Genomic DNA, 24,226 nt, shown 5'->3' with positions numbered 1-24,226 from the left:
CCCTCCCCGGAGACCAAGACCATGACTGAGAAGCTGATGCCGATTACGGACTGGATGGCCCGCAACAGCGATCTGGATAACCCCGAGGCTTTCATCCTGACGGCGCCCAGGTATTTCGCTGATGAAATGGCTGTTGCGATCCAGAAAGCGCTCAAGCCCCCCACCCCTGCCGCCGATGAGGTGGAGGCGGTGGCGAGGGCGATTGCGGAGAACGTCACTGTTCCGGGGTGCAACGATTTCGAAAAGATCGCCCGCGCCGCCATCGCCGCACTGCAAGCCCGGAGTCCCGAACCTGCGGGCGAGGATCCGATAGCGTGCCCGTCGGATATTGCCCGAAGCGTCATGAGCGATGCGCTAGGCATTCCCTTCGAGGAATGCAGCGCAGATAGCGTGGGGGCGCAATACATTCGCGAGGGCATCAGACGCTTCGCTAAGGCCCTCCGCCCCGCAACCCCGACCAATCCCGAAAGGTTGGTGGAGGGTTGGAAACCGATCGACAGCGCGCCGAAGGATGGATCGTGGTTCCTCGCCTGCGACGCAATCGATGGCGCCCATTATGCGGCAGCGTGGGACGGCGATGAGAACTGGAAGGCCAACTGCGGCCAGTACGTCACCGATACGCCGGAGCCGACGCACTGGATGCCTCTGCCCGCCGCGCCTTTGAAGGAGGGAGAATGATGGCGGTAGCGACACGCGAAATGCCTTACCCGCTCACGGCTGAGGAGCGGGCAAGGTTCATGTCCCGCGTGGATAAGCGGGATGCGGATGCTTGTTGGCCGTGGACTGGATCGAAGCCAGGGAAACTCGGATGCTTCCATCTGCGAGGAAGGGGTTTCAAGGCGACCCGTATTTCTCTCATGCTGCATACAGGCAAGCCAATCGAAATCGGATTGGTAGTCCGGCAAACATGTGGCGACGTAAATTGCGTCAATCCAGCCCATCTCTACGCGGGGACGAAAGAGACCGACACGGAGAAGCGCTTCTGGTCAAAAGTCGATAAGACCGAAGGATACGGCCCATGGGGCGACTGCTGGATGTGGCAGGGCACATTCCGCGAGAAATACGGCGTCCTCGGCGTTCGTGGGAAATTCATTCCTGCCCACCGGCTTTCGCTCATCATCAAATCCGGCGAGCCTGAGGATAGCGAGGCGCTTTGCCTCCACTCCTGCGACATCACCGGATGCGTCAACCCCAAGCACCTTCGTTGGGGAACGCAGGCAGAAAACATGGAAGACATGTTGAGCCGCGGGAGGGGAGGTTGGCAAATTGCCACAGGATACAAGGGCGGCAAAGGCATGAAGATCGGTGCCGAGATCATCAGCGATGCGCAGTTGAGCGCTGGGCGCGCCGCGATGGTCGGTGAATTCACATCGTGGAGCGTTCGCCATGCTCTTGCTCGGGCTGGCGTCGTCGATACCGACCGGGCCGCAGACCGACTGATGCAGGCTGAGCGGAAAGCCGGTCGCATTTCTGTTTCCCCAACCAACAAGCGGAAGTGGATCAAGCTATGACCTTTGACGCCGACAAGCTGCGCGCGCTGGATGAGGCACCCGGCCTTCAATCCGTCGATGCGCTCAAGCACTTCCTCTACCAGAACCGCGACGCCATCCTCGCAATGGCAGAGGACAATAAGCGGCTCAGGGAGGCGTTGGTGCCGTTCGCGGAATGCTGCGATCAGATAGCCGACACCGAAGACGGTGAGGAATGGGCGAAGTTCCGTCTGCTCATCAAGCACTATCGCGCAGCCCGCCGCGCTCTCGGAAAGGACAAGGCATGAAAACCTACCGCATCGAAATGAAGCACGGGCAGGACATGCGCCATGTCGAGGCTGACGAGTTTCGGCTAACTGAAGACTGGATCGTGTTCTACCGGAAACCGCCGCAGGGAGGCATCGCGGAATACTGGCGCGCTCGCCTCGATTACGTCGTCTCGATGGAGACCAAGGTATGAGCAAGATCGAGATTACGCAGCGGGATCGGAACGCGGCTGCGGCACTGATCGAAAGCCGTAAGGAGTTGTATTCGTCTGCCGAGTATTTGGCCGATGTTCGCGATGGTGAAGCAGGAGGAGATTTCTCAGAAGCCTTCGCCCGCCACCGCCACGAGGCCCGCGCCGAGGCGCTGGAGCAGGCGGCATTCGCTGCGCACGGCGCCATATTCGATTTGGCGCTGAGCGATGCTGGCAACGGTCAGAATGTGACGCCTGCTCAGTATTCCGAAGCAGCGATCGACGCAATCCGCGCCCTCCGCAGCGGTGAGAGGGAGGGAGTGTGAAGGTCAGCGAGCGCGATCTCTGCCACGATGCCGATCCCGAGCGCTTCGGGGTGGCGGTGTCCAAGTGCGAGGGTTTCACGCCTGACTGCTCATTCCACGGGCGATGCATGAACGGCGGCGATTGCTTCGCCAGCCCTGCGCATCTCTTGGCGGCACGGATGGTGGAATCGCTCCTGTCGAAGGATGGCCGCGCCGGTGTGCACTTCGCCTACCTCCGGCGGGTCGCCGAGATGCTGCGAGAGGACCGCGTGCACCTGTGAATGCCCACACCTCCATCGCTCCCGGCATAGGCCGCAACGGCGGCCCACCCATTGCCAAGCTCACCCCGAAGCAGCGCGTGGCCAACCAGCTGCTCGCCTCGGCCGCCCGCAACATCATGCTCCGCGGAGGCTCGCGCTCGGGCAAGACGTTCATCCTCTGCCGGGCGATCATCCAGCGCGCAATCAACGCACCTGGCTCCCGGCACGCGATCTTCCGCTTCCGCTTCAACCACGCGAAGACCTCGGTATGGGCTGACACCCTGCCGAAGGTGCTGAAGCTGTGCTTCCCGGCGCTACGCGTCCGTTACGATCGCACGGACTTCTACATCGAGCTTCCGAACGGCTCGCAGATCTGGATCGCTGGTCTCGACGACAAGGAGCGCGTCGAGAAGATCCTCGGCGCCGAGTATGTGACCCTCTACTTCAACGAGTCCTCGCAGATCCCGTGGGGCTCGGTTGAAATGGCGATGTCCCGCTTGGCGCAGAAGTGCGAGCTGGCCCCGGAGATCGCCGCCGCCACCGGCCGGACGCACCTCGCGCTCAAGGCCTACTTCGACTGCAACCCGCCGAGCAAACTGCATTGGTCCTACCAACTGTTCCGCGCCAAGCTGAAGCCGGGCACGAAAGAAGCTCTGCCAAACCCCGACGACTACGCCGAGATGAAGGTGAACCCTTCGGACAACGCGGACAACCTGCCTGCGGAATACTTCGACGTGCTGGCGTCCATGAGCGCTGCGCAACGCCTGCGCTTCGAGGCGGGTGAATGGGCCAGCGATGTGAACGGCGCGCTCTGGACACTGGAGGATCGGCAGACCGAGGGCGGCGAGATACCCGGCATTGATCGCTTCCGCATCGACAAGGGCGCCCTGCCCGACATGCAGCGCATCGTCGTCTCGGTCGATCCCTCGGGTACCAAGGGCGACGACGGGGGCGACGACATCGGCATCATCGCTTCCGGCAAGGGCATAGACGGCCGGGCCTATGTGTTGGAGGATGCCACCTGCAATCTGTCACCCGAGGGATGGGGCCGCCGTGTCGTCGAGGTGGCCGAGCGCTGGGGCGCAGACTGCATCGTCGCCGAGCGGAACTTCGGCGGGGCCATGGTGGGGGCTGTGTTGCGCGCAGCGGGCATCAAGACCCGGTTCAAGGAGGTCACCGCCACACGCGGCAAGGTGATCCGCGCCGAGCCGATCGCCGCACTCTACGAGCAGGGCAAGGTCAGCCACGTCGGCAACTTCCCGGACCTGGAGGACCAGATGTGCAACTTCACCGCCGCTGGCTATGTGGGCGACAACTCGCCTGACCGCGCCGACGCCCTCGTTTGGGCTATGACCGAACTGATGATGGGGAAGGCTGGGTACTCGATGGACAACCTGCTTTAATCATTTGGTATCCGCTTGCGTATAATGGACCAATCATGTCCAAGAACATCAGCACAGTTACGCTTAAAGTAGCAGAAATAGCCCAAGAGGATGTCTTCTCTGATGTCGTCAGAGTCGCGAAAAAACACCGGTCGTTCTCGTCCGCCGGACAGATCATATTGGTTTGCCATAATAATGTGTGCATCCCACTTGTTGCTCGGGGCGCTAGGGGCAATGTGCAAGATACGATATACATGGACTTGCGGTCTCGCCAAAAACTAAAGATCAAGCCAAATTCGGAAGCGGTTATCGAATTTAGGGATGCCAATTTCTGGCATGAATTCAGATGGGCTTGGTCGGCGACCGATGCGATGCCGCGCATTGCCGCCAGACTTGGCCTAGTATCTGTTGGCCTCGGGGTGCTGGGGTTGGCTCTTGGTGTTGTATCTTTGTTCACCTAGAAATGATGAACTTGGTGAACTTGCAACGGCGGTAAAATCAGGGCCGTAGCTCTCATACCCTCACCCACATGGCCTGGATCACCGATAGTCTCCGAGGCGCGATCGAGGCAGTCGGCCGCCTGAACCCCTTCACTCGCGGAGACCTCGCAGGCTCTACTGCTCTCCCCGGCATCTTCACCCACCAGCTTGCCATAGCCGCCTACATGGCTTCCGGCATGATGAAGAAGGTGATCTCGATCCCCGCCGAGGATCGGGTTCGCGAGTGGCGAGACTGGCAGGCCGACGCGAAGGTCATCGAAGCGATCGAGGCCGAAGAGCGCCGCCTCTCGCTTCAGGCTAAGGTGCAGGAAGCCGAAAACCTGCGCGGCATCGGCGGCGGCGCCCTCATCATCATCACCGCTGGCGACCATGCGAGCGAGCTCAAGCCCGATCAGGTCCGCAAGGGCGGTATCGTCGCCATCAACGTCGTCTCCCGCTGGCAGATCACTGGCAAGGACTGGATCAAGGACCTCGCGTCCCCGCGCTACGGCGAACCCACCATGTGGGAAATGCAGGGCGACAAGGGCGATCAGGTCCGCATCCACCCGAGCCGCGTCATCTGCTTTCGTGGCGCCCGCCTGCCCGCTGGCTCGGCTGTGGCCGACGATGAGGCGTTCTGGGGCGATAGCCGCCTTCTGCGCGTCTACACCGAGGTTACCCGCTCCGACGAGACACAGGCGTGGTTCGCTGCACTGGTCCGCAAGGCCAAGCTCCTGCGCATCGGTATCCCCGACCTCGACAGCCGCAACCCGGAGCAGCTGAACAAGCGTATCGAGGTCATTGCGCTTGGCGAGAGCAGCCTCAACGCCACGGTCTACCGCTCTTCGGGCGGTCAGGACGACGCAGGCGAAACGATCACCGACTATCAGGTGTCCTGGGCAGGCATCCCCGCAATGATGGACGCCTTCGACCAGCGCGTATCTGCCGTGTCCGATATCCCCTTCACGCGACTGCTCGGCCGCTCCCCCGCTGGCATGAACGCCACCGGCCAGCACGACATGGACAACTGGAACAAGGCGGTCGTCTCCGGTCAGAAGCTGGAGACCCGACCCTGCCTTGAGCAACTGGACCCGTTCCTGATCCGGTCGGCAGGCGCCGATCCGGCGAAGGTGACGTGGAAGTTCGCCCCGCTCTCGGTCCCGACCGAGAAGGAAGAGGCGGACACTTTCAACGTCACCATGGACGCGGTGACCAAGCTGCAAGCCACCGGCGCGATTCCCGACGAGGCATTCGCGAAGGGCCTTCAGAACCTGATGGCCGAGCGGGAGTACATCCCCGGTCTCGATCAGGCGCTTGCCGAGATCCCCGAAAACGAGAGGTTCGGGTTGAACCCGGACGACGACGGTACGGGCGATGACCCGTCCAAGCTCCAGGCCGGAAAGGAAGGTGATCCTGCGTCTGCCGGGGGCGGGACGAATGTGCCCGCCCGCCGTGCTGTCAGTGACGGGGGTGTGCCGACTGGCAACCTCCCTTTTGAGGACGGAAATAAGCACCACTGGGGACGCGGCGCTCGCGGCGGTCAGTTCAAGTCTGGACCTGGAGGGGGTGGATCACCGGGCGATTATGTCGGCAGGGCCATCGGCGGAGGGCGCGGGCAGAAGCAGCGACCGGTCGGTGACGTGTCGCCCTCTGCTGCGCGTCTCGTAAAGCAACGCACAGGGATCGACATCGCAGGAAAAGAACTGCGGCTCGATCATTCCGGTATCGCACATGCCTGGAAGAACCACGGCCCCGAAGGCAAGGTGCACGGCGCGAAAGCACTGACGAAGGGTGATCTCGTGCGCGCCGCCACCGGCCTCAACCAAGCAACCGACGTTCGTCCCGCCAAGTCGCGCGGCATGAACGGCCCTCGCTTCGAGGCGACCTATACCAACCGTCGCGGAACGATGACGGTCATCTACGAGACGAGTTCGAAAGCCGTCTATCCGATGAATGCATGGTGGGTGAAATGACCACGGGGTTTGATGAAGCGAGCCTCAAACACACGTCCGAAACGACCCGTGGGAAGCTGCATTGTAGCGACTTCGCGGTCAGCGCGCAATGACGTATGATCTCTCAGCCATGGCGCGCCGAGCCAAGCCGGGCATGCGCAAGCGCTCTATCGTCCTGCGCGACATCGATCCTCCGGGAACGCTTGCAACGAACCTGTTCCGGGCTGTGTATAACCCTGTGGTTCAAGCGTGGGCATCCGGTGCAGAACGCATCATCGCCGCCTATGCCGCCACCGTGTCTGAGATGACCACGGACGCCCCCGCCGACGTGCGCGCCGAGATCGACGGTGCTGCCGAGCAGATCAACCGGCTTGTGCTGCTGCTGACACCAGAGGTGCGAGACTGGGCTTTGCGTACAGAGCAATGGTTCCGTGGCCGCTGGCGAGGCGCAGTCCTTTCTGCCACCGGCGTGGATCTCGACACCATGATCGGCGCCGGTGACGTGCGCGCCAGCCTAGAGACCTCGATCGAGTGGAACGTCGCCCTGGTCAAGGACGTGTCCGACGTGACGCGCCAGAAGATCAGCAACGCCGTGTTCGATGGCCTGCGCAACCGGACACCGGCGCGCGAGGTGGCGAAGACGATCCGGGACAGCGTGGGCATGAGCCGCAGCCGGTCGACCCGGATCGCCTCGGACCAGCTCAACAAGCTGACCAGCTCCCTCGCGGATGAGCGGCGGCGTGAGGCGGGAATCGATACGTGGATCTGGCGGCACAGCCGGAAAGCCCACCCGCGCGCGGATCACCAGGCGCGGGATGGGAAGGAATACACTTATGATACGGCACCGCAGGATTTGCCGGGGCGCCTGCCCTTCTGCGGATGCAGGGCTCAGGGGATAGTGAAATTCGATTAACCTACTGGATTTAGGCTTGTTCCGTGGATACTTCCGGCCACCCAATGTTGGAATGGAGTATTTATGAAACTGGTATTTTTTAAAACACCCATAGGTGGTGAAGTGGGCGTCAACCCAGAACTCGTTACTCGAATCACGCCTAATGCGCTCGATTCGACCAGTGCGCTGATCCACTTCAGCAAAGACGACTATGTAACGGTCGCTGATAACTTCAAAGCCGTGGCCTTAAAACTGCAAGTCTGAAGACGAAATTTCATGTCTCGCGCGCGGCCTTCTGTGCGCGAGATAGAATTCCGCCTTCGATGCGTCGGCATTGCAGGATATGCCGGGCCAACTGACCTGCTGCGGGTGCCGTTTTCATGTCGTCGTCAAGTTTGATCGAAATCCTTCGTCATATACCAGCGACACTGTCCTCCAGAATATTCGTAGAAGTACTTCCCACTCCTGTAAAATTCACATTGGCCACCAGCGTAGGCATACAGGTATTTGTTATCGGAACCCGAAATGTAATGGGTGCATTGCCCACTCATCGTGTACAGGTATTTCCCTTGGAAATAACCGTAACAATTCCCCCCAGAGTACTCATATATATACGTCGCCATAGCCTCATATCCCTTCGGGAATAGTTATAAGGTTTCTCGACGGCGGTAAACCAGCCCTCTCCCTGACAATATTGTCGGGGTATGCAATTTCGGGACACTCTGACTCTTGATGCCCCGCGCCGTATTGAAGGCGGCGCCATGGCCGTTCGTGCACGCGCGGCCCGTACTGGAGTATATCAGTACGCGGGCACCGACGTAGATCCCGAGAACAAGCACGGCCACCGCGATACCGCCTTGGTCAACGTGCTCCGCGACGACGCCACCGTCTTCGACGAGAAATCCGTCCGCAGCTTCATCGGCAAACCGGTCACCGACGATCACCCTGACGCGCCGGTCACGACCGCCAACTGGCGTGATCACGCGCGCGGCACGATCATGGGTGCGATGCGCGACGGCGATTACCTCGCCTTCGACCTGCTGCTGACCGACGCCGAGGCCATCGCCAAGGTAGACGGCGGCAAGCGCGAGCTGAGCAACGGCTACAGCAGCGACCTCGAATTCGGCGACTTCACCGCAGCGGACGGCACCAAGTGCCAGGCCCGCCAGAAGTCCATCTTCGGAAACCACGTTGCGCTGGTCGATCGCGGCCGCGCCGGTTCCGAGTGCGCCATCAAGGACGGGTTCGCCGTCTGCGACGCCCTTCCCTCCAACATTCTCGATTCACTCACTCAGGAGAGCCCTGTGCCGAAGATCGTTCTCATCGACGGGCTTTCCGTCGACGTGTCGAACGCGGACATCGCCGCTACGACCATCACCACCCTCATGACCGCCCGTGACGCTGCCAACGGCAAGGTCGCAGGCCTCGAAACCCAAGTCGCCACCCTCACCGCCGAGGGCCAGACCAAGGACGCGAAGATCACCACGCTCGAACAGCAGGTGAAGGACGCGAAGCCGACCCCGGCCCAGCTGCGCGACGCGGGCAAGGCCCTGCTCGTGACCGCTGGCAAGGCCAAAACCCTCGGCGTCACCGTCTCCGACGAGATGGACGAAGCCGCGATCATGTCGGCCACCGTCTCGAAGCAGATGGGCGACGCCGCCAAGGGCTGGACCGCCGACCAGATCGCCGCCTCGTTCGCCGTCCTGACCAAGGACGCGAAGGTCGAGGACAATGGTGTGCAGCCGCTCGGCTCGCCTATCAACATGTCGGACGGCGCAGCGGCGTGGAACGACAACGTATTCCAGTCGGCCGGTGTGGCCATCAAGAAGGGAGCCTAAGCCATGGCAACTCTCACCGAGGGCATCCACACCGCTGGATTCCTGATCTCGGAGGCGCAGGGCATGTATCGCTCTCGCGACCAGGTTACGGTCGCGGGCGGCGCAGCCCCCGGCCTCGTCGCTGGCACGCTGCTGGGCAAGCTGACCGCAGGCGGAAATTTCGTCCGTTATGCGCCCGGTGCATCGGATGGTTCGCAGACTGTGGCGGGCATCCTTTTCGAGGGCGTCGTCGGCACGGCCAAGCGCACCATCGTCTCGCGCGACGCGCAGGTGGTGGGCGCTCACCTCACCTATTCGGCGGGCGCTGACGCCGCAGCCATCGCAACCGCCAACGCGGCCCTCGCCGCGCTCGGCATCATCGTTCGATAAAGGGGCCGAAAATGGCTGGAATGGACGTCTTCAACTCGTCGGCCTTCTCGATGACCTCGCTCACCGGCGCGGTCGACAAGATGGACTTCAACCCGCAGCTTCTCGGACAGCTTGGCCTGTTCGACGCAATGCCGGTCAACACCCGCGACATCTGGGTTGATCGCCGGGGCGCAACTCTCGCACTGATCCCCTCGTCGCCAGTCGGCGCGCCGCCCGCCGAGCTGGTGCGCGACAATCGCGATGCCGTGCCGCTCAAGACCACGCGCCTCGCCAAGGGCTTCACGATCTACGCGGAAGAGGTTCAGGGCATCCGCGCGTTCGGTTCGCAGACGGAACTTCAGTCGGTTCAGGGCGAGTACCTGCGCCGGATGTCCCGCGTCCGCAACGATATGGAACTGACCCACGAGTTCCACCGCCTCGGCGCGCTGCAAGGCCTGCTGCTCGACGCTGACGGCACCACCGTCATCTACAACTATTACACGGCCTTCGGTGTGGCCCAGCCTGCCGCAATCAGCTTCGCACTGAACATCGACACTACCGACGTGCGAGGAAAGTGCGCTCAGGTTATCCGCTCGATGAAGCGCGCGTCCAAGGGCGCCTTCACCCCGGCGACGAAGGTGCACGCGCTGGTCGGCGATGCGTTCTATGACGCGCTGATCAACCACCCGCAGGTGCGCGAAACCTACCTGAACTGGTCGGCCGCCGCTGACCTCCGCGGCAACAACAGCTTCGGCGACTTCGAGTACGGCGGCATCACCTGGCATAACTACCAGGGCACCGACGATAATTCGACCGTCGCTGTCGGCGTCGACAATGCCATCTTCTTCCCCGTCGGCGCGCAGGACGTGTTCAAGAAGGCGATGGCCCCCGCCGAGTTCGGCCCCTACGTCAACACGCCGGGTCAGGACATCTATGCCCTGAACATCCCGGACCTCCAGCGCGCAGCATGGTCGCGTGGCGAACTCTACAGCTACCCGCTGTACTTCAACCAGCGGCCCGATCTCATCGCCCGTGGCACGAGGACCTGAGCCATGAAGTACAAAGTGACCAACAACGACTTCCGCGCGAAGGCCTTCCAAACTCCGGATGGGGTCAAGCTGGTGGAGCCGGGCGATACCGCCACGATCCACGTTTCCCAGCCCATCGGCGAAGTCGAGGGGCTGAAGGCCAAATTGCTCGACGACGAGGGCTACGAGGATGTGGACGCGCCGGACATTTCGAAGATGACGGTGGCGGAACTCAAGGGCTTCGCTGAAACGAACGGCATCGACTTGGGCGATGCGACCAAGAAGGACGACATCATCGCAGCGATCGAGATAGGCCTCGAAGCCTGACCTGATCGCAACTTCGACGAAATCGGGCCGCCTCACATTGTCGCGGCGGCCCTTTCCCATGAAATGCAGGATCGAGGGACGCCTAAACCATTGTCCCGCCGGAAAGTTCCCGAGAATCGACTGGGACTGTTTGTTCCAGGACGGGACGATGGAATCGCTTGTCATCCACTACTGTTTGGCGCAGCAATGCATGGCGACCCGAAGGGGATGAGCGAAAGCGAACTCTCTGGATAACTACCCGGCCTATTTGTTAGGTCGGGTATTTTTTTGGTGCCTCGCACTCCACCAGGAGTGTGCACAATTACACGCCTGTTACAATATTTTCGTATTAAATCGTTATCACCGGTTCTATATTGGACACATACCCCGTCGGGTCGCACCAAGGGGGCGCCGGTGAGTGTCCAGGCACCACCGGCGCGTTCTCCATGCTGATGGCGGTAATTCCCCCGTCCCTTCCCGGCACTTTGCAGCATGGCTTACGCTCGCCTCCCGCTCGCCCAGTTCCAAGCAACCTACCCGGCCTTCTCCACGCTGACGGAGCCGCCCTATGCCGCATGGGCGACCAAGGCCGAGGCCCGCGTCGGCGAGAACTACGGCGATGAGCAGCAGGACGCGACCGAGCTTCTGACTGCCCACCTGCTGGCCCTCAACGGAATCGGCGGCGCACCGGGCGCGGCGATGCTGGCGGCCACCGGCGCGACCAGCTTCAAATCGGGCACCTTCTCGGCCAGCGTGTCGGATACCGTCGTCGCCCAGCGCGCCAAAGGTGGATACGCGGCCACGGTCTACGGGCAGCAGTTCGCCGAGATCCAGCAGCGACTTTTTGGCGGCCCGCGCTTGGTCGGCTGCACCGGAGTGCCCTGCTGATGCTGGATCAAGCTTTCGCGGACATCGGCCTTGCGTTCTCGCAGGCGTTTGGCGGTCCGTTCCACTCTGCCCGCACGATCGAGCAGACCGATCCGGTTTACGACGATGGTGGATCGATCATCGAGCCCGGCGGCGTCGAGCACCGGGAATGCAGCGTGCAGATCGACGTGGCCACGCAAGCGATGCGCCAGGCAGATGGCTTCGTGGATACGGATGTACGGTTCATCGTCCTCGCCGCCACGCTGGCGGGCTCGCTGGGCACCGAGGCGCGAATCGAGGTTCTGGAGGGGCCGTTCGCCGGTATCTGGTCGGTATCTTCGCTGGAGCGCGATCCGGTCGCCGCCGGATGGGTCGGTACGGGGCGCAAAGCCTGATGGCGAAGTCAGGCATCTCGGGGCGCAAGGCCCATGTCGCGCGTCTCAGGAAGCTGGCAAGCCCCCAGACGACCGCTCTCATAGGCAAGGCGTTATACGTTGGGGGCGATCTCGTCCGGACTGACGCTCAGATTTCTATCACCCAGGGAAGCGTCAGCGGCAGGAACCACGTGCCGTCTGTAGCTCCGGCCCCGCCGAATCAAGACACCGGCGTGCTTGCCAACAACATCGAAAATGTTCTCGTGAGCCCGGAGGAGGTCGAGGTTTCCTCTAACGCGCCCTATTCGGCAGCGCTGGAGTACGGCACCTCTCGCATGCCCGCGAGACCATTCATGCGACCTGCCCTCCAGGCGAACCTCAAGAACATCAAGCAGCTCGTCGAAAAGGCCAAGCGCGCAGCTATGCGCCAGAGCCGATCGAGCGCGAAGGACTGACCATGGCAATCGACCTAATCAGGCCCACAGAACGGGCTATAACCGTGAGCCTCAAAGCCAATGCACCGTTGCTCGCCATTCTCCCGAAAACTTCCATCGACCCCCAGCCCAAAACTACCGGCGTTGACGCGCAGGGGGCGCCGATCTGGCCTTTCGTTGTGGTCGAAGCAATGCAGTCACTCCCGCAGGGGCGCGGTTGCACCGCGGGCGCCGAGGTGAGCCTCTCGATTCATAGTTTCGCAAAGCCGCGGTACAATGCGGGCGGCGCCATGATCGAGACCGCAAAGGATCATGCGGCGCGCATTCATAGCGCAGTCGTCGAAGCACTGCACAACCATGCTTACGAGGTCGATGGGAGGCGCTACGGCCTGTCTGTGCGAGCATCTAGGATCATGCGCGACGGCGCCGAGGCTGACGCTTGGCACGGCGTCGCGACCGTGGTGGCCAGAGCGTACCAGGGGTGATACAAGTCCCAGATGCACGATGTCGATTACCTCGTCTTCAAAGCGATAGCGAAGATCCTCATCCGCAAAGGTATTATCACCGCTGAAGAGATGGAGGTCGAGGTCGACAATCTTCAGCGTGTCAGCCCGGATGCAGCCCATAATCTGGAAATGCTCTGGATGTCTGCCCATTCCATGACGGCATCCGAGTTCGAAGCGGAGTACCGGCGCAGGCAGATGCGTGAGCGCACCGCCTTGCTAGAGGGCAAGGCCAAGCCTGACGGCGGTAAAGCGGATATTTGAACGCCCATAATCTTCGGCAAACTGCTGGAGATTTCTTGTGTCAGAACCGAACCGGGCTGATTTCGCGCTGATCAGCGTCCTCGACACCGCCCCCGACACCTACGTGAAGCTTTGCGGCGTCGAATCCGTCACCATCAACCGCTCTGCCCAGACGAACGAAACGTACAGCCGAGACTGTGCCGCGCCGAACCGGCCGGGGCGTCGCAAGCTGCGCGTCACCGGGTCTTCGTGGTCGATCAGTGCGTCCGGCGCCGACAACATCGATATCGAGGAAGACTATACCGACGCCTTCGGTGTTCGGAAGACTTACAAGATCGACCTCTTCCGCGATGACGGAACCGATGGCGGCGAACTGATGGGCACCTACACCGGCAGCGCCATCATGACCGCCCGCAACCAGGGCTACACCGACACTCCCGGCACAACCGAGTTGACGCTCGAAGGCGAAGGCCTGCTGGCCTGGACGGTCGCGCCGTGAAATCCACCAGCGTCGATCTCGATTTCGCCGACGGCAATTACACATTCGCTCTCCCCATCCAGCAGGTGCTTGAGCTGGAGCGTAAGTGCGGCGGCAAGAGCATCTTCAAGATGTACGACGAGATCGGCGCTGGCCTCGGCATCAATGCCGGGGAGGCTGTCTACATGGGCGGCGGCGGCGCCATGTTCACCGATATACGCGAGACGATCCGCCTAGCCTTGATCGGGGGCAACTCCGCGTCGGTGAATGGTGGAGAAATCACCGTCGGCCCGCGGCTCGCAGTCCAGCTCGTGGACGACTACACCTATCCGGCACGCCCCCTTGTCGAGAGCCAGCGCATCGCCTGGGCAATCTTGAATGCGACGATCGAGGGCATCGACCTTAAAAAAAAAGCGGAGCCCGCCGCGAAGAAGCCGCGAAGCCGTTCCGCAAAGGCCAAGTCCTAACGAACTGCCAGGCGCTCGGCATCGACTGGAAGGCTGACAGCCTCAGCGATTATCTGGAAGCACTGGAAGCCCACAACGAGGCGCATGCAGCGCCAGGGTCAGAACCGAAAGCCCCCGGCGATCCCGAGCGGCTTCGGAGGTTTGTTGAGGCGCACAGAGATCAGGCGTAAGCTCGCATCTCATTGCGCGCTTCCGGTTTTTCGTCGGCAGGCCCCGCGTGTAGCGCGATGCCAAGCGCCTTGGTCACCTTCATGATTGTATCAAGAGAAGGGTTTCCGTCATCGCTGAGCGCCGCATAAAGCGACTGCCTGCTGAGGCCTGCATCTTTGGCCACCGCCGACATGCCGCGAGCACGCGCGACAACGCCAATCGCATTTGCGATGTATTTTGAATCACCACTTTGAAGCGCATCATCAATGAGACGCGCCTGCGCCTCAGGGCTCTCGAAATGCTTCGAAGCATCAAAGCTCTTAATTTTGAGTGCCATAACTTGTCCTCCTGGACTAAGCCTAGTCTTAACACCGCTACAATTCAGCGGCCATGTCCTTCGCCTTCTTGATGTCGCGCTTTTGGGTCTTCTTTTCACCGCCACAAAGCAGGATAATCAGAACTCTACCCTGAATCGTGTAGTATACCCGATAACCTGGCCCCATGTGGAACCGCATCTCTGTTACCTTGTCGCCCACGCGTTCGACATCGCCGAAGAGCCCCGATTGCGCGCGAATGATGCGGGTTGAAATAGCTTCCCGGACATCAGCCTCTTGCCGGTCCAGCCACTCATCAAACTCATCGGTGGTGGCGACCTCGTAGCTCATGTGTCTTCTATAGACGACAATTTCATCCATTTCAAGTGGAGTTTGAAATTTCGCAGTCATGAATTCGGCCGCCTGAAACGACCTGGGTCGGTTTCAAACCCCATACCGTTTATTCCCGCCGCTCGTAATGCAGTAGCGCCCGCCTCGCGGCCCAACGCACACCTTGCCACTGCGGCAGGAACACTCACCATCATCGCTTACACCCCGCGCACCAGCAGGCACTGAATAGCCACCAGAGCTGCGCCGCCTGGTCGTCGAACGGCGACGGTAGCTCGATCGGCTTGACCGGCGCCGCGCGTCCGCCGGTTCTTCCGCGCTGATGCCAATGACGGCCGCAGCCAGTAGCGACGCAATGAATGATCGTCTGTCCATGTAATCCCCCTGTGATGAAGGGGGTTTAGGTTGTGACGATTTTCGATTGCAGCCGATTCGGGCTCTATTTCAGAAAGTTAATCGTGCTGCCGAGGGCGGTTCTAGGACCGCCCTTACCCCTCGGCTTTAACAACCCGAGCTGCGCAGCCCGGCACCCTCACTTCGCCGACGGCCGTGTATGTGTCGACCGCGCCGAACCCATTCGTTGCGCGATATCGCATCGTCGCCAGCATTGTCCCATTCTCCAGGGGGCCATAGCTAGTTCGCACATGCTCAAAACTGGCAGGATTGCGAAGGTTCTGTTTTACCAGGCCAGAGAAGTTGCGCGCCTCACCATTCAGCCCCTTGCACCGATCTTCGGGCGCGACGGTCGGGGCAGAAGCAACCTTTACAGGAGATGGCTCGGGGCTGTTTGTGTTGATGCTCACTACGTAGGAGATTCCCAGCACTGCAGCCGCCACAACCAAGATGGGCCAGTTGCTGGATGTAGCCAGTTTCGGTTGCTCATGGCCGCAATAGCGGCAGACCGTGGCCTTATTCTGGATCTTCTCCGCACATTTCGGGCATCGCTTCATAACATCTCCGGACGGCGGTAATTGATATGCCTGCCGCCCTTTAGCCTATCGAGATGGCTGAAGACGACAAGGTTATCCTGCGGTTGCAGGCGGAAGTGGCACAATACCGTCGCGACATCCTCGCGACGACCACCCTCGTCGATTCTTCGCTGCGCAAGCAGGGCAATGCGGTGCAAAGCCTGGAGCAGCAGATGTCTCGCTCATCGGGCGTCATTTCAAGCTCTCTCGGCCTCCTTAAGGGTGCTTTGGCCGGTGTCTCTGCCGTGGCCCTTGCTAGGGCATTCCTCGACATGGCCGATGCCTCGAAGTCGTTGGAGGCGCAATTGCGGCTTGCGACCGCTGGCTTCGGTTCGTTCGCCCAAGCTCAGGAGGATGTTCGCCGGATCTCGGCGAATGCCCGCGCCGGGCTGGAAGACACCGCCTCGCTGTATGGCAGCTTCTCGCGCAGTTCCAGCGAACTCGGACGATCACAGGAGGAGGCGGCCCAAGCAACGGAGACCTTCACGAAGGCTCTAAAGGTCGGCGGCGCGGGAACCCAGCAAGTCCAGTCAGCCACGCTGCAAATGGGTCAGGCCCTCGCCTCCACGAATGTCCAATGGGAAGAGCTCGGGCAGATCCTTGAGGCATCGCCCCGCCTGGCGCGGGTGTTTACCGATTCCCTCGGCATCACGCGCCAAGAACTGAAGAAGATGGCCGAGGATGGCAAGCTCACTGGCGAGATGCTTTTCAATGCCCTCAATGACAAGTCTATCACGCGGGGCATTGATGCTGAATTCGCGCAGCTTCCGGTGACATTCGACGAGGCGATGACCTCGGTGAACAATGCCGCTATCACAACCTTTGGCGCATTCGATCGAGGCGGGCAGTTTTCGACCGCGCTCGCGAATTTCATCACGCAGGGCGCTGATGGGTTCGGCGATCTGGAGCAAGACGCGCTAGACCTCGGTGTGTCCGTTCGCTCAAGCCTTGAGGGTCTCGGCGATGTGTTCGATCCATTGTTCCAGGCGGCCAAGACAACGTTTGCGTTCATTCGAGAGAGCGCATCCGAGGTGTCCGATTACCTGAAGCAGAAAACGGGTGCCAGCATCGGCGTTGAGGGCCTGCTCTACAACATCGATGGCGCGGTCAGCCTGAGTGGATATGACCCCAACCTGCTTGGCAAGTACCGGAAAAGCCGTGACGCGTCCGCGAATCGTCTTCGCAATGAAATGGCGGAGCGCTCGACCGCTGATCTCGCCAATACGTACTTCGATAGGTTCGGCAATCCGCTGCAACGGAATGTCCCGAAGGCGGCAGGACCGTCGGACTCCGATCAGAAAAAAGCTGCCGCCGCCCAGCGCAAAGCTGAAGCCGAGGCCAGGAGGGCGGAGCAAGAGCGCCTCCGTGCAATCCGCGACGACGCTTCGAAAGCGCGTGACGCAGCGAGATTGCAAGATGATGTGAATGCCGCCAAGGCCGCCTTGGCGACGGCCACGGAAGACGTTCTCGCCTACAACCTTCAAGCGATCGATAGTGACGAGCGTCAGAGGCTCGCGGAGTACGAGACCCAACGCAAATTGGGCCGCATCAGCGAGCAGGAGCTTGCCGAGCGGACGGCCGCCGTGAAGGAGATTGCCGAACTCCAGCGCGAACGCGCACAGCGGATTGCTGACGAAAGCAATCGCCGAGACAATCTGGAGAGATACAACGCCTCCATCCAGGACAATAGCGATCTTCTCCGCGCGCAAGCCGACCTGGTGGCTACGCGCCAGGAGCGCAGGGACATCGAGCTCCGCCTACTCGACCTGAGCTATGAGCAGGAGCGTGCGGAGCTGGAGGCCGTCCAAAACAGCAATACCGCGTCCGACGCCCAAAAGGAAATCGCCGAACAGCGCCTCCGCATCCTGGACCAGATCAAGGGCTATGACGCAGAGCGCATCGGCCGGCAGTATGAATCGCCGCTTGAGCAGCGCCGCCGCGAGGCGCGCGATACTGCCGCGAACATGGGCGATGCGATCGAGAACATACAGATCGATGCCGTTGACCGCTTGGGCGATAGCCTGGCGAACGCGACCGAGGAATACATCAAGCTCGGCGGAGTGGCGGGTGACGTCATCAACTCGATCATCTCCGACCTGATCAAGCTCCAGATCAAGCAAGCCATCTTCGGGAGTGCGGGCGGCGGGCTGTTCTCCATGTTCGGCCTGGGCGGCGGCAGCAAGCTCTCCGGAGTGAACTATGTCACCCTCACCAGTGCGGCGAATTCGGTGAAGATCCCCGGCTTTGCAACGGGTGGGTATACCGGCGACGGCCCTGCCGACCAGGCCGCGGGAATCGTCCACAAAGGCGAATTCGTGGTTCCGGCGGATGCGGTGAAACGCATCGGCGTGCAGAACCTCTCGGCCATGGCAAATGCGCGATCGGCAGCTTCCATGGCGGGCGTTACCGCCGCTGGCGCCGCGGCGCGGCCCGTTCAGCAGACCGTGGTCGTGAAGGTTGAGGCCAACGATTACTTCGACGCGAAGGTGACGCAAGGCGCAACGCGGGTGGCGGCTCCCATGGCGTTGGCATCCGGCGAGCAGGCCCGGTCGGCAGCAGGTACGGACGCGGCGCGCGCGGCACGCAGGCGCATCCCCGGCAGGTAACGGCGGTAACAGCCACCACCCCAATCGCGCACCCTTTCAGGCGCAATGCCGATCTCCCTGCCCACCTGCCCGATGCCGACCGACTACCAGCCTTTGCTGCGCGACTTCGGCACGGTCCTGACGCCCTTCCTCGGCGGTCCCGAGCAGCGCATCAACCGCTTGGGCACCCGCTTCGGCCTCAAGGTCGAGATGCCCCCGCTGGGTGTCGAGGACGGCGGCATGGTCTACATCTCCCGCCTGCTCCAGGGGCGGCAGTCCACCGTCATCCTGCCCTGGCCGCTACTGGACTTCGACCCCGGCACGCCGGGCGCTCCGCAGATCAGCGCGGCGGTGGCGAGCGGCACCTCGATCCCCATCAAAGGCTTTGCTGCTGCGTACACGGTGAAGGAAGGCCAGTTCTTCAGCATCATCCATTCCGGCCGCCGTTACGTTTACATGTTCACCGCCGACGGCACAGCCAGCGCCGGGGGCAATCTGACGGCCTCGATCTTCCCCATGCTGCGCACCCCGCTCTCCGCGAACGATGTGCTTGAGATCGCCCAGCCCATGATCGAGGGCCTTGTTTTGCCCGGCGACGAAATCTCTTGGCAGATCGGCCTCGACAACGCCCGCGCCTTCTCGTTCTCCGTGATGGAGGCGGCGTAGTGGATCCGACCCTCAAGAACGCGCTGGCGCAGCCGTCCGTCCTTCTGTTCGGCGCCCTGCGCATCGAGCTTCCCAATTACACGATCCGATTGCTCGATGGCTCGGCCAGCCTCGTGATCGATGGCGAAACCTATGTCGGCCGTGATGAAACGTTCGGCACCATCGCCACCCTCTCCGACCTGAATGAAGAGATCGGCGACAGCGCGCCGGAGATCAGCGTGACGCTCATGCCGCCGGACCTTCCCGCGACCGCGGCGCTGGCGAACCCCGCGATGCAGGGCAGCGTAGCCCGCCTTATGGTTGGCGCAGTCGATCCGATCACCGGCCTGCTCCTTGGGCAGCCGGAGACCGTGTTCCTCGGCGAAATAGATGTGCCAAAGATCGACGTGGACCAGTCCGGCGCCCGCACGGTCGAATTCACCATCGTCAGCGTGTTCGAGCGCCTGTTCGAGGTCGAGGAAGGCCAGCGCGCCTCCAACGGTTGGCACCAGTCCATCTGGCCCGGCGAGAAGGGCCTCGAATTCATGACTGGCACCGACGTCAATCTGTACTGGGGAACTAAGGGGCCCAAGAGCTCCGCCACCGCCAAGGGTGTTTCGGTCATCACCGGCAATCAGCGGGTGGCAAACTCATGACCCCGCTCGAACGCCGCCACGCCGCGACCTTTGCGACTATGGCCAAGTTTCGCGATCAGCCTTTCGAATGGGGCAAGGTCGATTGCGCCCGCGTCGCTGCCTTCCATCTCAAGCAACTCGGCTACAAGATTTCGATCAGCAAGGCTGGTCGGTACACCACCCTGCTCGGCGCGGCCAAGGCCTTGAAGCGTCTGGGCTACTCCACCCTCGCGGAAATGGCCGACGGCCTCGGTCTGGTCCCGATCGTCCCCGCGCGCATGCTCCCCGGCGATATCGTCGAGATCGTGGCCGAGAACCCCATCGGAGCCATCGGCATCTATGCCAGCAACGGGAACGTCTTCTGCTTTCATGACGATTATCCCGGTCTGATCACACTCAAGCCCAAGCCGGAATCGATCCTGCGCGCCTGGAGCGTTCTGCCATGAAGACGCTGCGCACCGCCGGAATGGTCGTCGCCGCTGTTGCCCTCGTTGCCACGACTGCTGGCCTTGCCGCCCCGGCTGTCGCTGCAACCGCCACCACCGCGGCAACCGCAGGCGGCATTGCTGGCGTCTCGGCGGCAACCCTTGGCGCCATCGGTGCATATGGCGGCCTTGCTGCGGGCGTCCTGTCGGCCGTCACCGCTGTAGCCGCTCCCGGCATTTCGAACCAAGGCAGCGCCACCAGCTTCCAGACGAATCCCCAGAGCGGCCTGCCCTACGCCATGGGCCGCACCCGCATGTCCGGCCTGCGCATCTACGCCAATACCAACACCCGGCCTGGCTACACCAAGTTCAACGACCTGCTCTGGTTCGGCGCCCTGCTCAGCATTGGCGGCCAGATCGACAGCATCGAAAAGTTCACCGCCGACAATGAGGTGGTGACCTTCGACGCCAGCGGCAACGCGATCGGCACCTATCACGACTATCAGGCGCAGAAGGTCCACACCGGCGGCAGTCCGATGGCGTCGGCGCTGGCCCTCTCACTGGGCGGCGGCACCGCGCCGGGCTGGACCTCGCAGCACAAGCTCTCCGGCATCACCCACGCGATGTGGTGCCTGCGCTACAACAAGCAGGGCGAGATGTACGGTGCCGGTGCGCCGGAGCCTGCTTGGATCGGCAAGTGGGTCAAGGTCTACGATCCACGTCTCGACAGCACATATCCCGGCGGTTCCGGCGCCTGCCGTGCGCTCCAAGAATCGACCTATGTTTGGTCGGACAATCCCGGCCTCCATGCGCTGACCTGGGCGCTGGGTCGCTGGCAGAACGGTGAGCGCACCTGCGGCATTGGCGCGCCGATCGCAAACATTCGCGTCGCCGAATTCGTCGAATGCGCCAACGTCTGCGAGGCCAATGGCTGGAAGGTCGGCGGCGTCGAATGGACCACCGACAGCAAGTGGGACACGCTGAAGCGCATCCTTCAGGCCGGTGGTGCCCGCCCGACCCAAACGGCCGCAATGATCGGTTGCTTGGTCAACATGCCGCGCACGGCCATCGCGACGATCCAGAGCTACCATCTTCACGACGGCCTCTCGATCGCAGCGACCAAGACCCGCCGCGAGCGCATCAGCTCGGTAATCCCTCGGTATGTCGACGAGGATAGCGACTGGTCGGTCATCAGCGGCACCGCGATCACCGTCCCGGAGTACGTGACCGCCGATAGGGGTAAGCGCACCAAGGAAATCGACTTCCCGCTGGTTCAGGTATTCTCAGGCGCCGAAGCGAAGCAGCCCGGCCAGCTGGCGGCCTACGAGATCGTAAACAGCCGCGAGGCCGGGCCTTGGACGTTCACGACCGGACCGGAATGGATCGGCCTGAAGACCGGCGACGTGATCAACCTCAACGTTCCCGAGGAAGGTCTCGATAATCAGCCGGTGCTGATCACGCAGCGCGGCATCAACCCAGCCACGGGCAAGGTGACGTTCACGGCCGAGACCGAGACGCATGCCAAGCACGCCTTTGCACTCGGCGAGACCACCACCCCGCCCGCGCCGTGGTCGCCTTCCGCGCCGGACCTGAAGCCACCGGCACCGGTCGCGGCGGAATGGTCCGTCACTGGCACCACCTCCGGCGAAGGATTCCCTGCCTTGCTGGTGGCGGGCGAGAGCGAGATGCCCTCGGCTGACGCGATCGTGATCGACTACCGCCTGCATGCCCCCGATGAGACGCAGGCCGATGGCTGGACCAACTCGGCAATCCTTTCGGCGGTCGACGCTGTGCGCCATGTCATCACCCCACTGGAAAGCCAGACCGCATACGACGTGCGGATCAGTTACCGCGTGGGCGTGATCGACGGCGACACCACGATCTTCGAACAGGTCATCACTGGCGTCGGCAAGATCACGACGATCGAGAACCAGCTTCAGGACCAAGACGAAGCCCTCGCCCAGCTCGACGAAGACATTGAGCAGGCCGAGGCCAACATCGCCGCGGCGCAGGCGACGATCGCCACCCTGCAATCCGACGCAGCAGCCACGCAGGCGGCGCTGACGCAGGCGCAGAACGATATCCAGACCCAAGGCGCCCAGATCGTCGCAGCCCAAGGCGACATCATCGCCAACGCGAGCGCGATCTCGACCGTCTCGAACACCGTCTCCGCGCAGGGCTCCAGCATCACGACTTTGCAGCAGACGGTCTCGGGACAGGCGGGCTCGATCTCGACCCTGCAACAGACCGTGGCGACCCAAGGCGGCTCGATCACCACCCTGCAGCAGAACGTCACCACCCTTCAGGGCAGCGTGTCGACGTTGCAGCAGACGGTCTCGACGCAGGGTTCCACGATCAGCCAGAACTCGACGGCGATCACGACGCTGCAGGGCAACTATGCCAGCCTGAGCTCAACGGTATCGGCGCAGGGTTCGTCGATCACGCAGCTTCAGACCGCTTCGTCTACGCAGGCCGGGCAGCTTGCGACGCTGACCACAAGGGTAACCGCTGGAAACGGGAACCTTTTGCCGAACGGCGGCCCCGAAAACGGCACTTCGACGTGGGCCGGATCGGCAGCCGTCTTGACGATTGATACTCAGGTTGGGATATCGCTTCGCGTCAATTCGACGGCGGCTACTACCGCACTATATGGCCCACAGATCGCCGTTACAGCCAATCAGGTCTACACCGCATCCGCTGACACTCAGTATGTGGGGGCAGGCGCGGGTAATGGCACTGCGGGCGGTGGATACTTCCGCATAATGCTGAGTTGGCGCAACTCAAGCGACGTGGAGGTATCGGCGTCATACGGACCCTTGAGGGCCGCGCACTCATTCAACAATGGAGCAAATCGCCCTGCGAATGCCGTTACAGGTACGGCCCCAACCGGTGCTGCCACAGTCCGCGTTCTCATCGTCGGCACAAATGGCGGCACTGTTGGAACAAGCCCGGTTTATGTAGACGCCCGGCAAATAAAGCTTGAGCTGGGTTCGGTATGGACGCCGTACACCAATGAAGCTGGCGTTGCGCAAAGCTTTACAGCACTTTCCACACTCAACACGCAATACGCTTCTTTGAGCACGACGGTATCGACGCAAGGTGCATCGATAACGGCGAACGCGACGGCAATCACCACGCTGCAAACTCAGACGGCAACCCTAACGACGCAGGTATCTTCCGGCAGTCCGAACCTCCTAAAGAATGGCGGGTTCGAAAACGGTCTGACCTCGTGGTCGCAGGGTGCTGGCGCATGGGGCTGGTCAGGCCCCGGCTCGACGTGGGGAGCATATGTATATTGCGCAGTAAATAGCACAACATCTGCCGATAGATTCTTCTTCATTGATAGCGTCGACACAATAGGTGTTGAAAACACACAATACACCATATCAGGTGATTTGTGGGCGCAAGGTTCGTCGCAAAACTTGACTTATTTCGACATACTGTATTACGACGCCTCGGGTAATTCTGCTGGGCAGGTCTCTGCCGCAGGCAGAGTTGGGGCGATACCATTTGGAAACAGGTATTCGGGGACCTTCACAGTCCCTGCTGGCGTGGCTAGCGTCCGCATTCGTGTAGTATTCAAGGTGCCTGCCGGACAGCGCGGCGACGGCATGATCGCCAGACAAATCAAGTTTGAGCGCGGCTCTGTCATGACTGCGTACACGAATGAATCGAGCGTCGTTCAGTCTTTCCAGACCCTTACCACCCTGACCACCCAATACGCCTCCCTCTCGACCACCGTCAGCACCCAAGGCGTAACGATCACCCAGCAGCAGACGGCGATCACGACGATCAACGGGAACATCACGACCATCTTCGGCCAGTACGTGCTCAACGTGAATGCGGGCGGCCTCGTTGCCGGGATCAAATTGGCGAACAACGGATCGGCGACGAGCCTGCGCTTCCAGTCCGACCTTGTGAGCTTCGAGAGCTCCAGTGGGTCAGGTCAGCGCACAGAATACTCGGGCGGGAACTGGCGTGTCTATGACGCGAACGGAGTGCTTCGCGTGCGCCTTGGTGTGTGGTCCTGATGCCAGAGGGTCTGGAAATTTA

General features: G+C 61.8%; 30 protein-coding genes. 27 read left to right on the top strand and 3 right to left on the bottom strand.

What is annotated here, in order from left to right:
* Window positions 1–21 precede the first annotated feature (21 nt).
* The 22 genes from ACZ1II_RS12260 (at window position 22) to ACZ1II_RS12155 (ending at window position 14,103) form a co-directional block, all read left to right on the top strand.
* A complete protein-coding gene (locus ACZ1II_RS12260; RefSeq protein ID WP_465146688.1) occupies window positions 22–678 on the top strand; it encodes a DUF551 domain-containing protein in 657 nt (218 codons plus the stop codon).
* Entirely contained in the window at window positions 675–1,511 is an 837-nt protein-coding gene (locus ACZ1II_RS12255) for an HNH endonuclease family protein (RefSeq protein ID WP_465146687.1), read from the top strand. Before ACZ1II_RS12260 ends, ACZ1II_RS12255 begins: the two co-directional genes overlap by 4 nt.
* Window positions 1,508–1,777 (top strand): hypothetical protein, encoded by a 270-nt coding sequence (locus ACZ1II_RS12250; RefSeq protein ID WP_465146686.1) that lies wholly within the window; start codon window positions 1,508–1,510, stop codon window positions 1,775–1,777. The genes ACZ1II_RS12255 and ACZ1II_RS12250 overlap by 4 nt, the downstream gene beginning before the upstream one ends.
* The gene (locus ACZ1II_RS12245; RefSeq protein WP_465146685.1) at window positions 1,774–1,950 is read left to right on the top strand and encodes a hypothetical protein; all 177 of its coding nucleotides are present in this window, start codon (window positions 1,774–1,776) and stop codon (window positions 1,948–1,950) included. The genes ACZ1II_RS12250 and ACZ1II_RS12245 overlap by 4 nt, the downstream gene beginning before the upstream one ends.
* Window positions 1,947–2,273 carry a hypothetical protein gene (locus ACZ1II_RS12240; RefSeq protein ID WP_465146684.1) on the top strand — a complete coding sequence of 109 codons (327 nt, stop codon included), beginning with the start codon at window positions 1,947–1,949 and terminating at the stop codon, window positions 2,271–2,273. The genes ACZ1II_RS12245 and ACZ1II_RS12240 overlap by 4 nt, the downstream gene beginning before the upstream one ends.
* Window positions 2,270–2,533 (top strand): hypothetical protein, encoded by a 264-nt coding sequence (locus ACZ1II_RS12235; RefSeq protein WP_465146683.1) that lies wholly within the window; start codon window positions 2,270–2,272, stop codon window positions 2,531–2,533. Before ACZ1II_RS12240 ends, ACZ1II_RS12235 begins: the two co-directional genes overlap by 4 nt.
* Window positions 2,530–3,915, top strand: a complete 1,386-nt coding sequence (locus tag ACZ1II_RS12230) for a phage terminase large subunit (RefSeq protein ID WP_465146682.1) — start codon at window positions 2,530–2,532, stop codon at window positions 3,913–3,915. Before ACZ1II_RS12235 ends, ACZ1II_RS12230 begins: the two co-directional genes overlap by 4 nt.
* Before the next feature lie 35 nt (window positions 3,916–3,950).
* Window positions 3,951–4,355 (top strand): hypothetical protein, encoded by a 405-nt coding sequence (locus tag ACZ1II_RS12225; protein ID WP_465146681.1) that lies wholly within the window; start codon window positions 3,951–3,953, stop codon window positions 4,353–4,355.
* Window positions 4,356–4,423: 68 nt separating this feature from the next.
* Window positions 4,424–6,346: a phage portal protein gene (locus ACZ1II_RS12220; protein WP_465146680.1), complete on the top strand. Its 1,923-nt coding sequence runs from the start codon at window positions 4,424–4,426 to the stop codon at window positions 6,344–6,346.
* A gap of 88 nt (window positions 6,347–6,434) precedes the next feature.
* Window positions 6,435–7,238, top strand: a complete 804-nt coding sequence (locus ACZ1II_RS12215; RefSeq protein WP_465146679.1) for a phage minor head protein — start codon at window positions 6,435–6,437, stop codon at window positions 7,236–7,238.
* Window positions 7,239–7,301: 63 nt separating this feature from the next.
* Entirely contained in the window at window positions 7,302–7,481 is a 180-nt protein-coding gene (locus ACZ1II_RS12210) for a hypothetical protein (protein ID WP_465146678.1), read from the top strand.
* Window positions 7,482–7,978: 497 nt separating this feature from the next.
* Window positions 7,979–9,055 carry a DUF2213 domain-containing protein gene (locus ACZ1II_RS12205; RefSeq protein WP_465146677.1) on the top strand — a complete coding sequence of 359 codons (1,077 nt, stop codon included), beginning with the start codon at window positions 7,979–7,981 and terminating at the stop codon, window positions 9,053–9,055.
* Between the two features lie 3 nt (window positions 9,056–9,058).
* Window positions 9,059–9,424 (top strand): head decoration protein, encoded by a 366-nt coding sequence (locus ACZ1II_RS12200; protein ID WP_465146676.1) that lies wholly within the window; start codon window positions 9,059–9,061, stop codon window positions 9,422–9,424.
* Window positions 9,425–9,435: 11 nt separating this feature from the next.
* Window positions 9,436–10,452 carry a major capsid protein gene (locus ACZ1II_RS12195; RefSeq protein WP_465146675.1) on the top strand — a complete coding sequence of 339 codons (1,017 nt, stop codon included), beginning with the start codon at window positions 9,436–9,438 and terminating at the stop codon, window positions 10,450–10,452.
* Window positions 10,453–10,455: 3 nt separating this feature from the next.
* A complete protein-coding gene (locus ACZ1II_RS12190) occupies window positions 10,456–10,758 on the top strand; it encodes a Rho termination factor N-terminal domain-containing protein (RefSeq protein ID WP_465146674.1) in 303 nt (100 codons plus the stop codon).
* 471 nt (window positions 10,759–11,229) lie between these two features.
* Window positions 11,230–11,625, top strand: coding sequence for a DUF4054 domain-containing protein (locus ACZ1II_RS12185; protein WP_465146673.1), 396 nt, complete (start codon window positions 11,230–11,232; stop codon window positions 11,623–11,625).
* A complete protein-coding gene (locus ACZ1II_RS12180; protein ID WP_465146672.1) occupies window positions 11,625–11,999 on the top strand; it encodes a hypothetical protein in 375 nt (124 codons plus the stop codon). Before ACZ1II_RS12185 ends, ACZ1II_RS12180 begins: the two co-directional genes overlap by 1 nt.
* Window positions 11,999–12,433: an HK97-gp10 family putative phage morphogenesis protein gene (locus tag ACZ1II_RS12175; RefSeq protein WP_465146671.1), complete on the top strand. Its 435-nt coding sequence runs from the start codon at window positions 11,999–12,001 to the stop codon at window positions 12,431–12,433. Before ACZ1II_RS12180 ends, ACZ1II_RS12175 begins: the two co-directional genes overlap by 1 nt.
* Before the next feature lie 44 nt (window positions 12,434–12,477).
* Window positions 12,478–12,897: a tail completion protein gp17 gene (gene gp17, locus ACZ1II_RS12170; protein WP_465146670.1), complete on the top strand. Its 420-nt coding sequence runs from the start codon at window positions 12,478–12,480 to the stop codon at window positions 12,895–12,897.
* Between the two features lie 12 nt (window positions 12,898–12,909).
* A complete protein-coding gene (locus tag ACZ1II_RS12165; RefSeq protein WP_465146669.1) occupies window positions 12,910–13,179 on the top strand; it encodes a hypothetical protein in 270 nt (89 codons plus the stop codon).
* Between the two features lie 37 nt (window positions 13,180–13,216).
* The gene (locus ACZ1II_RS12160; protein WP_465146668.1) at window positions 13,217–13,657 is read left to right on the top strand and encodes a phage tail tube protein; all 441 of its coding nucleotides are present in this window, start codon (window positions 13,217–13,219) and stop codon (window positions 13,655–13,657) included.
* Complete coding sequence (locus ACZ1II_RS12155; RefSeq protein ID WP_465146667.1) at window positions 13,654–14,103, top strand: hypothetical protein; 450 nt, start codon at window positions 13,654–13,656, stop codon at window positions 14,101–14,103. Before ACZ1II_RS12160 ends, ACZ1II_RS12155 begins: the two co-directional genes overlap by 4 nt.
* A 160-nt stretch (window positions 14,104–14,263) precedes the next feature.
* Here ACZ1II_RS12155 and ACZ1II_RS12150 read toward each other — a convergent pair whose 3' ends face one another.
* The 3 genes from ACZ1II_RS12150 to ACZ1II_RS12140 form a co-directional block, all read right to left on the bottom strand.
* Complete coding sequence (locus ACZ1II_RS12150) at window positions 14,264–14,590, bottom strand: addiction module antidote protein (protein WP_465146666.1); 327 nt, start codon at window positions 14,588–14,590, stop codon at window positions 14,264–14,266.
* 37 nt (window positions 14,591–14,627) lie between these two features.
* Entirely contained in the window at window positions 14,628–14,918 is a 291-nt protein-coding gene (locus ACZ1II_RS12145) for a type II toxin-antitoxin system RelE/ParE family toxin (protein ID WP_465146665.1), read from the bottom strand.
* A gap of 485 nt (window positions 14,919–15,403) precedes the next feature.
* Entirely contained in the window at window positions 15,404–15,865 is a 462-nt protein-coding gene (locus ACZ1II_RS12140) for a zinc ribbon domain-containing protein (RefSeq protein WP_465146664.1), read from the bottom strand.
* A gap of 53 nt (window positions 15,866–15,918) precedes the next feature.
* Here ACZ1II_RS12140 and ACZ1II_RS12135 point away from each other — a divergent pair, with 53 nt between their 5' ends.
* From ACZ1II_RS12135 to ACZ1II_RS12115, 5 genes are read left to right on the top strand one after another with little or no spacing between them, the layout of a single operon-like run.
* Window positions 15,919–18,489 (top strand): tape measure protein, encoded by a 2,571-nt coding sequence (locus ACZ1II_RS12135; RefSeq protein ID WP_465146663.1) that lies wholly within the window; start codon window positions 15,919–15,921, stop codon window positions 18,487–18,489.
* A gap of 45 nt (window positions 18,490–18,534) precedes the next feature.
* The gene (locus ACZ1II_RS12130; RefSeq protein ID WP_465146662.1) at window positions 18,535–19,134 is read left to right on the top strand and encodes a hypothetical protein; all 600 of its coding nucleotides are present in this window, start codon (window positions 18,535–18,537) and stop codon (window positions 19,132–19,134) included.
* Window positions 19,134–19,769: a hypothetical protein gene (locus tag ACZ1II_RS12125; RefSeq protein ID WP_465146661.1), complete on the top strand. Its 636-nt coding sequence runs from the start codon at window positions 19,134–19,136 to the stop codon at window positions 19,767–19,769. The genes ACZ1II_RS12130 and ACZ1II_RS12125 overlap by 1 nt, the downstream gene beginning before the upstream one ends.
* The gene (locus tag ACZ1II_RS12120; protein WP_465146660.1) at window positions 19,766–20,194 is read left to right on the top strand and encodes a DUF6950 family protein; all 429 of its coding nucleotides are present in this window, start codon (window positions 19,766–19,768) and stop codon (window positions 20,192–20,194) included. The genes ACZ1II_RS12125 and ACZ1II_RS12120 overlap by 4 nt, the downstream gene beginning before the upstream one ends.
* Window positions 20,191–24,204 (top strand): hypothetical protein, encoded by a 4,014-nt coding sequence (locus ACZ1II_RS12115; RefSeq protein ID WP_465146659.1) that lies wholly within the window; start codon window positions 20,191–20,193, stop codon window positions 24,202–24,204. Before ACZ1II_RS12120 ends, ACZ1II_RS12115 begins: the two co-directional genes overlap by 4 nt.
* Window positions 24,205–24,226: the final 22 nt, after the last annotated feature.

It is taken from the genome of Novosphingobium sp. BL-S-20 (assembly GCF_055521635.1).
The sequence above is the reverse complement of the archived record's forward strand: the minus strand, read 5'-3'. Positions and strand labels throughout refer to the sequence as shown.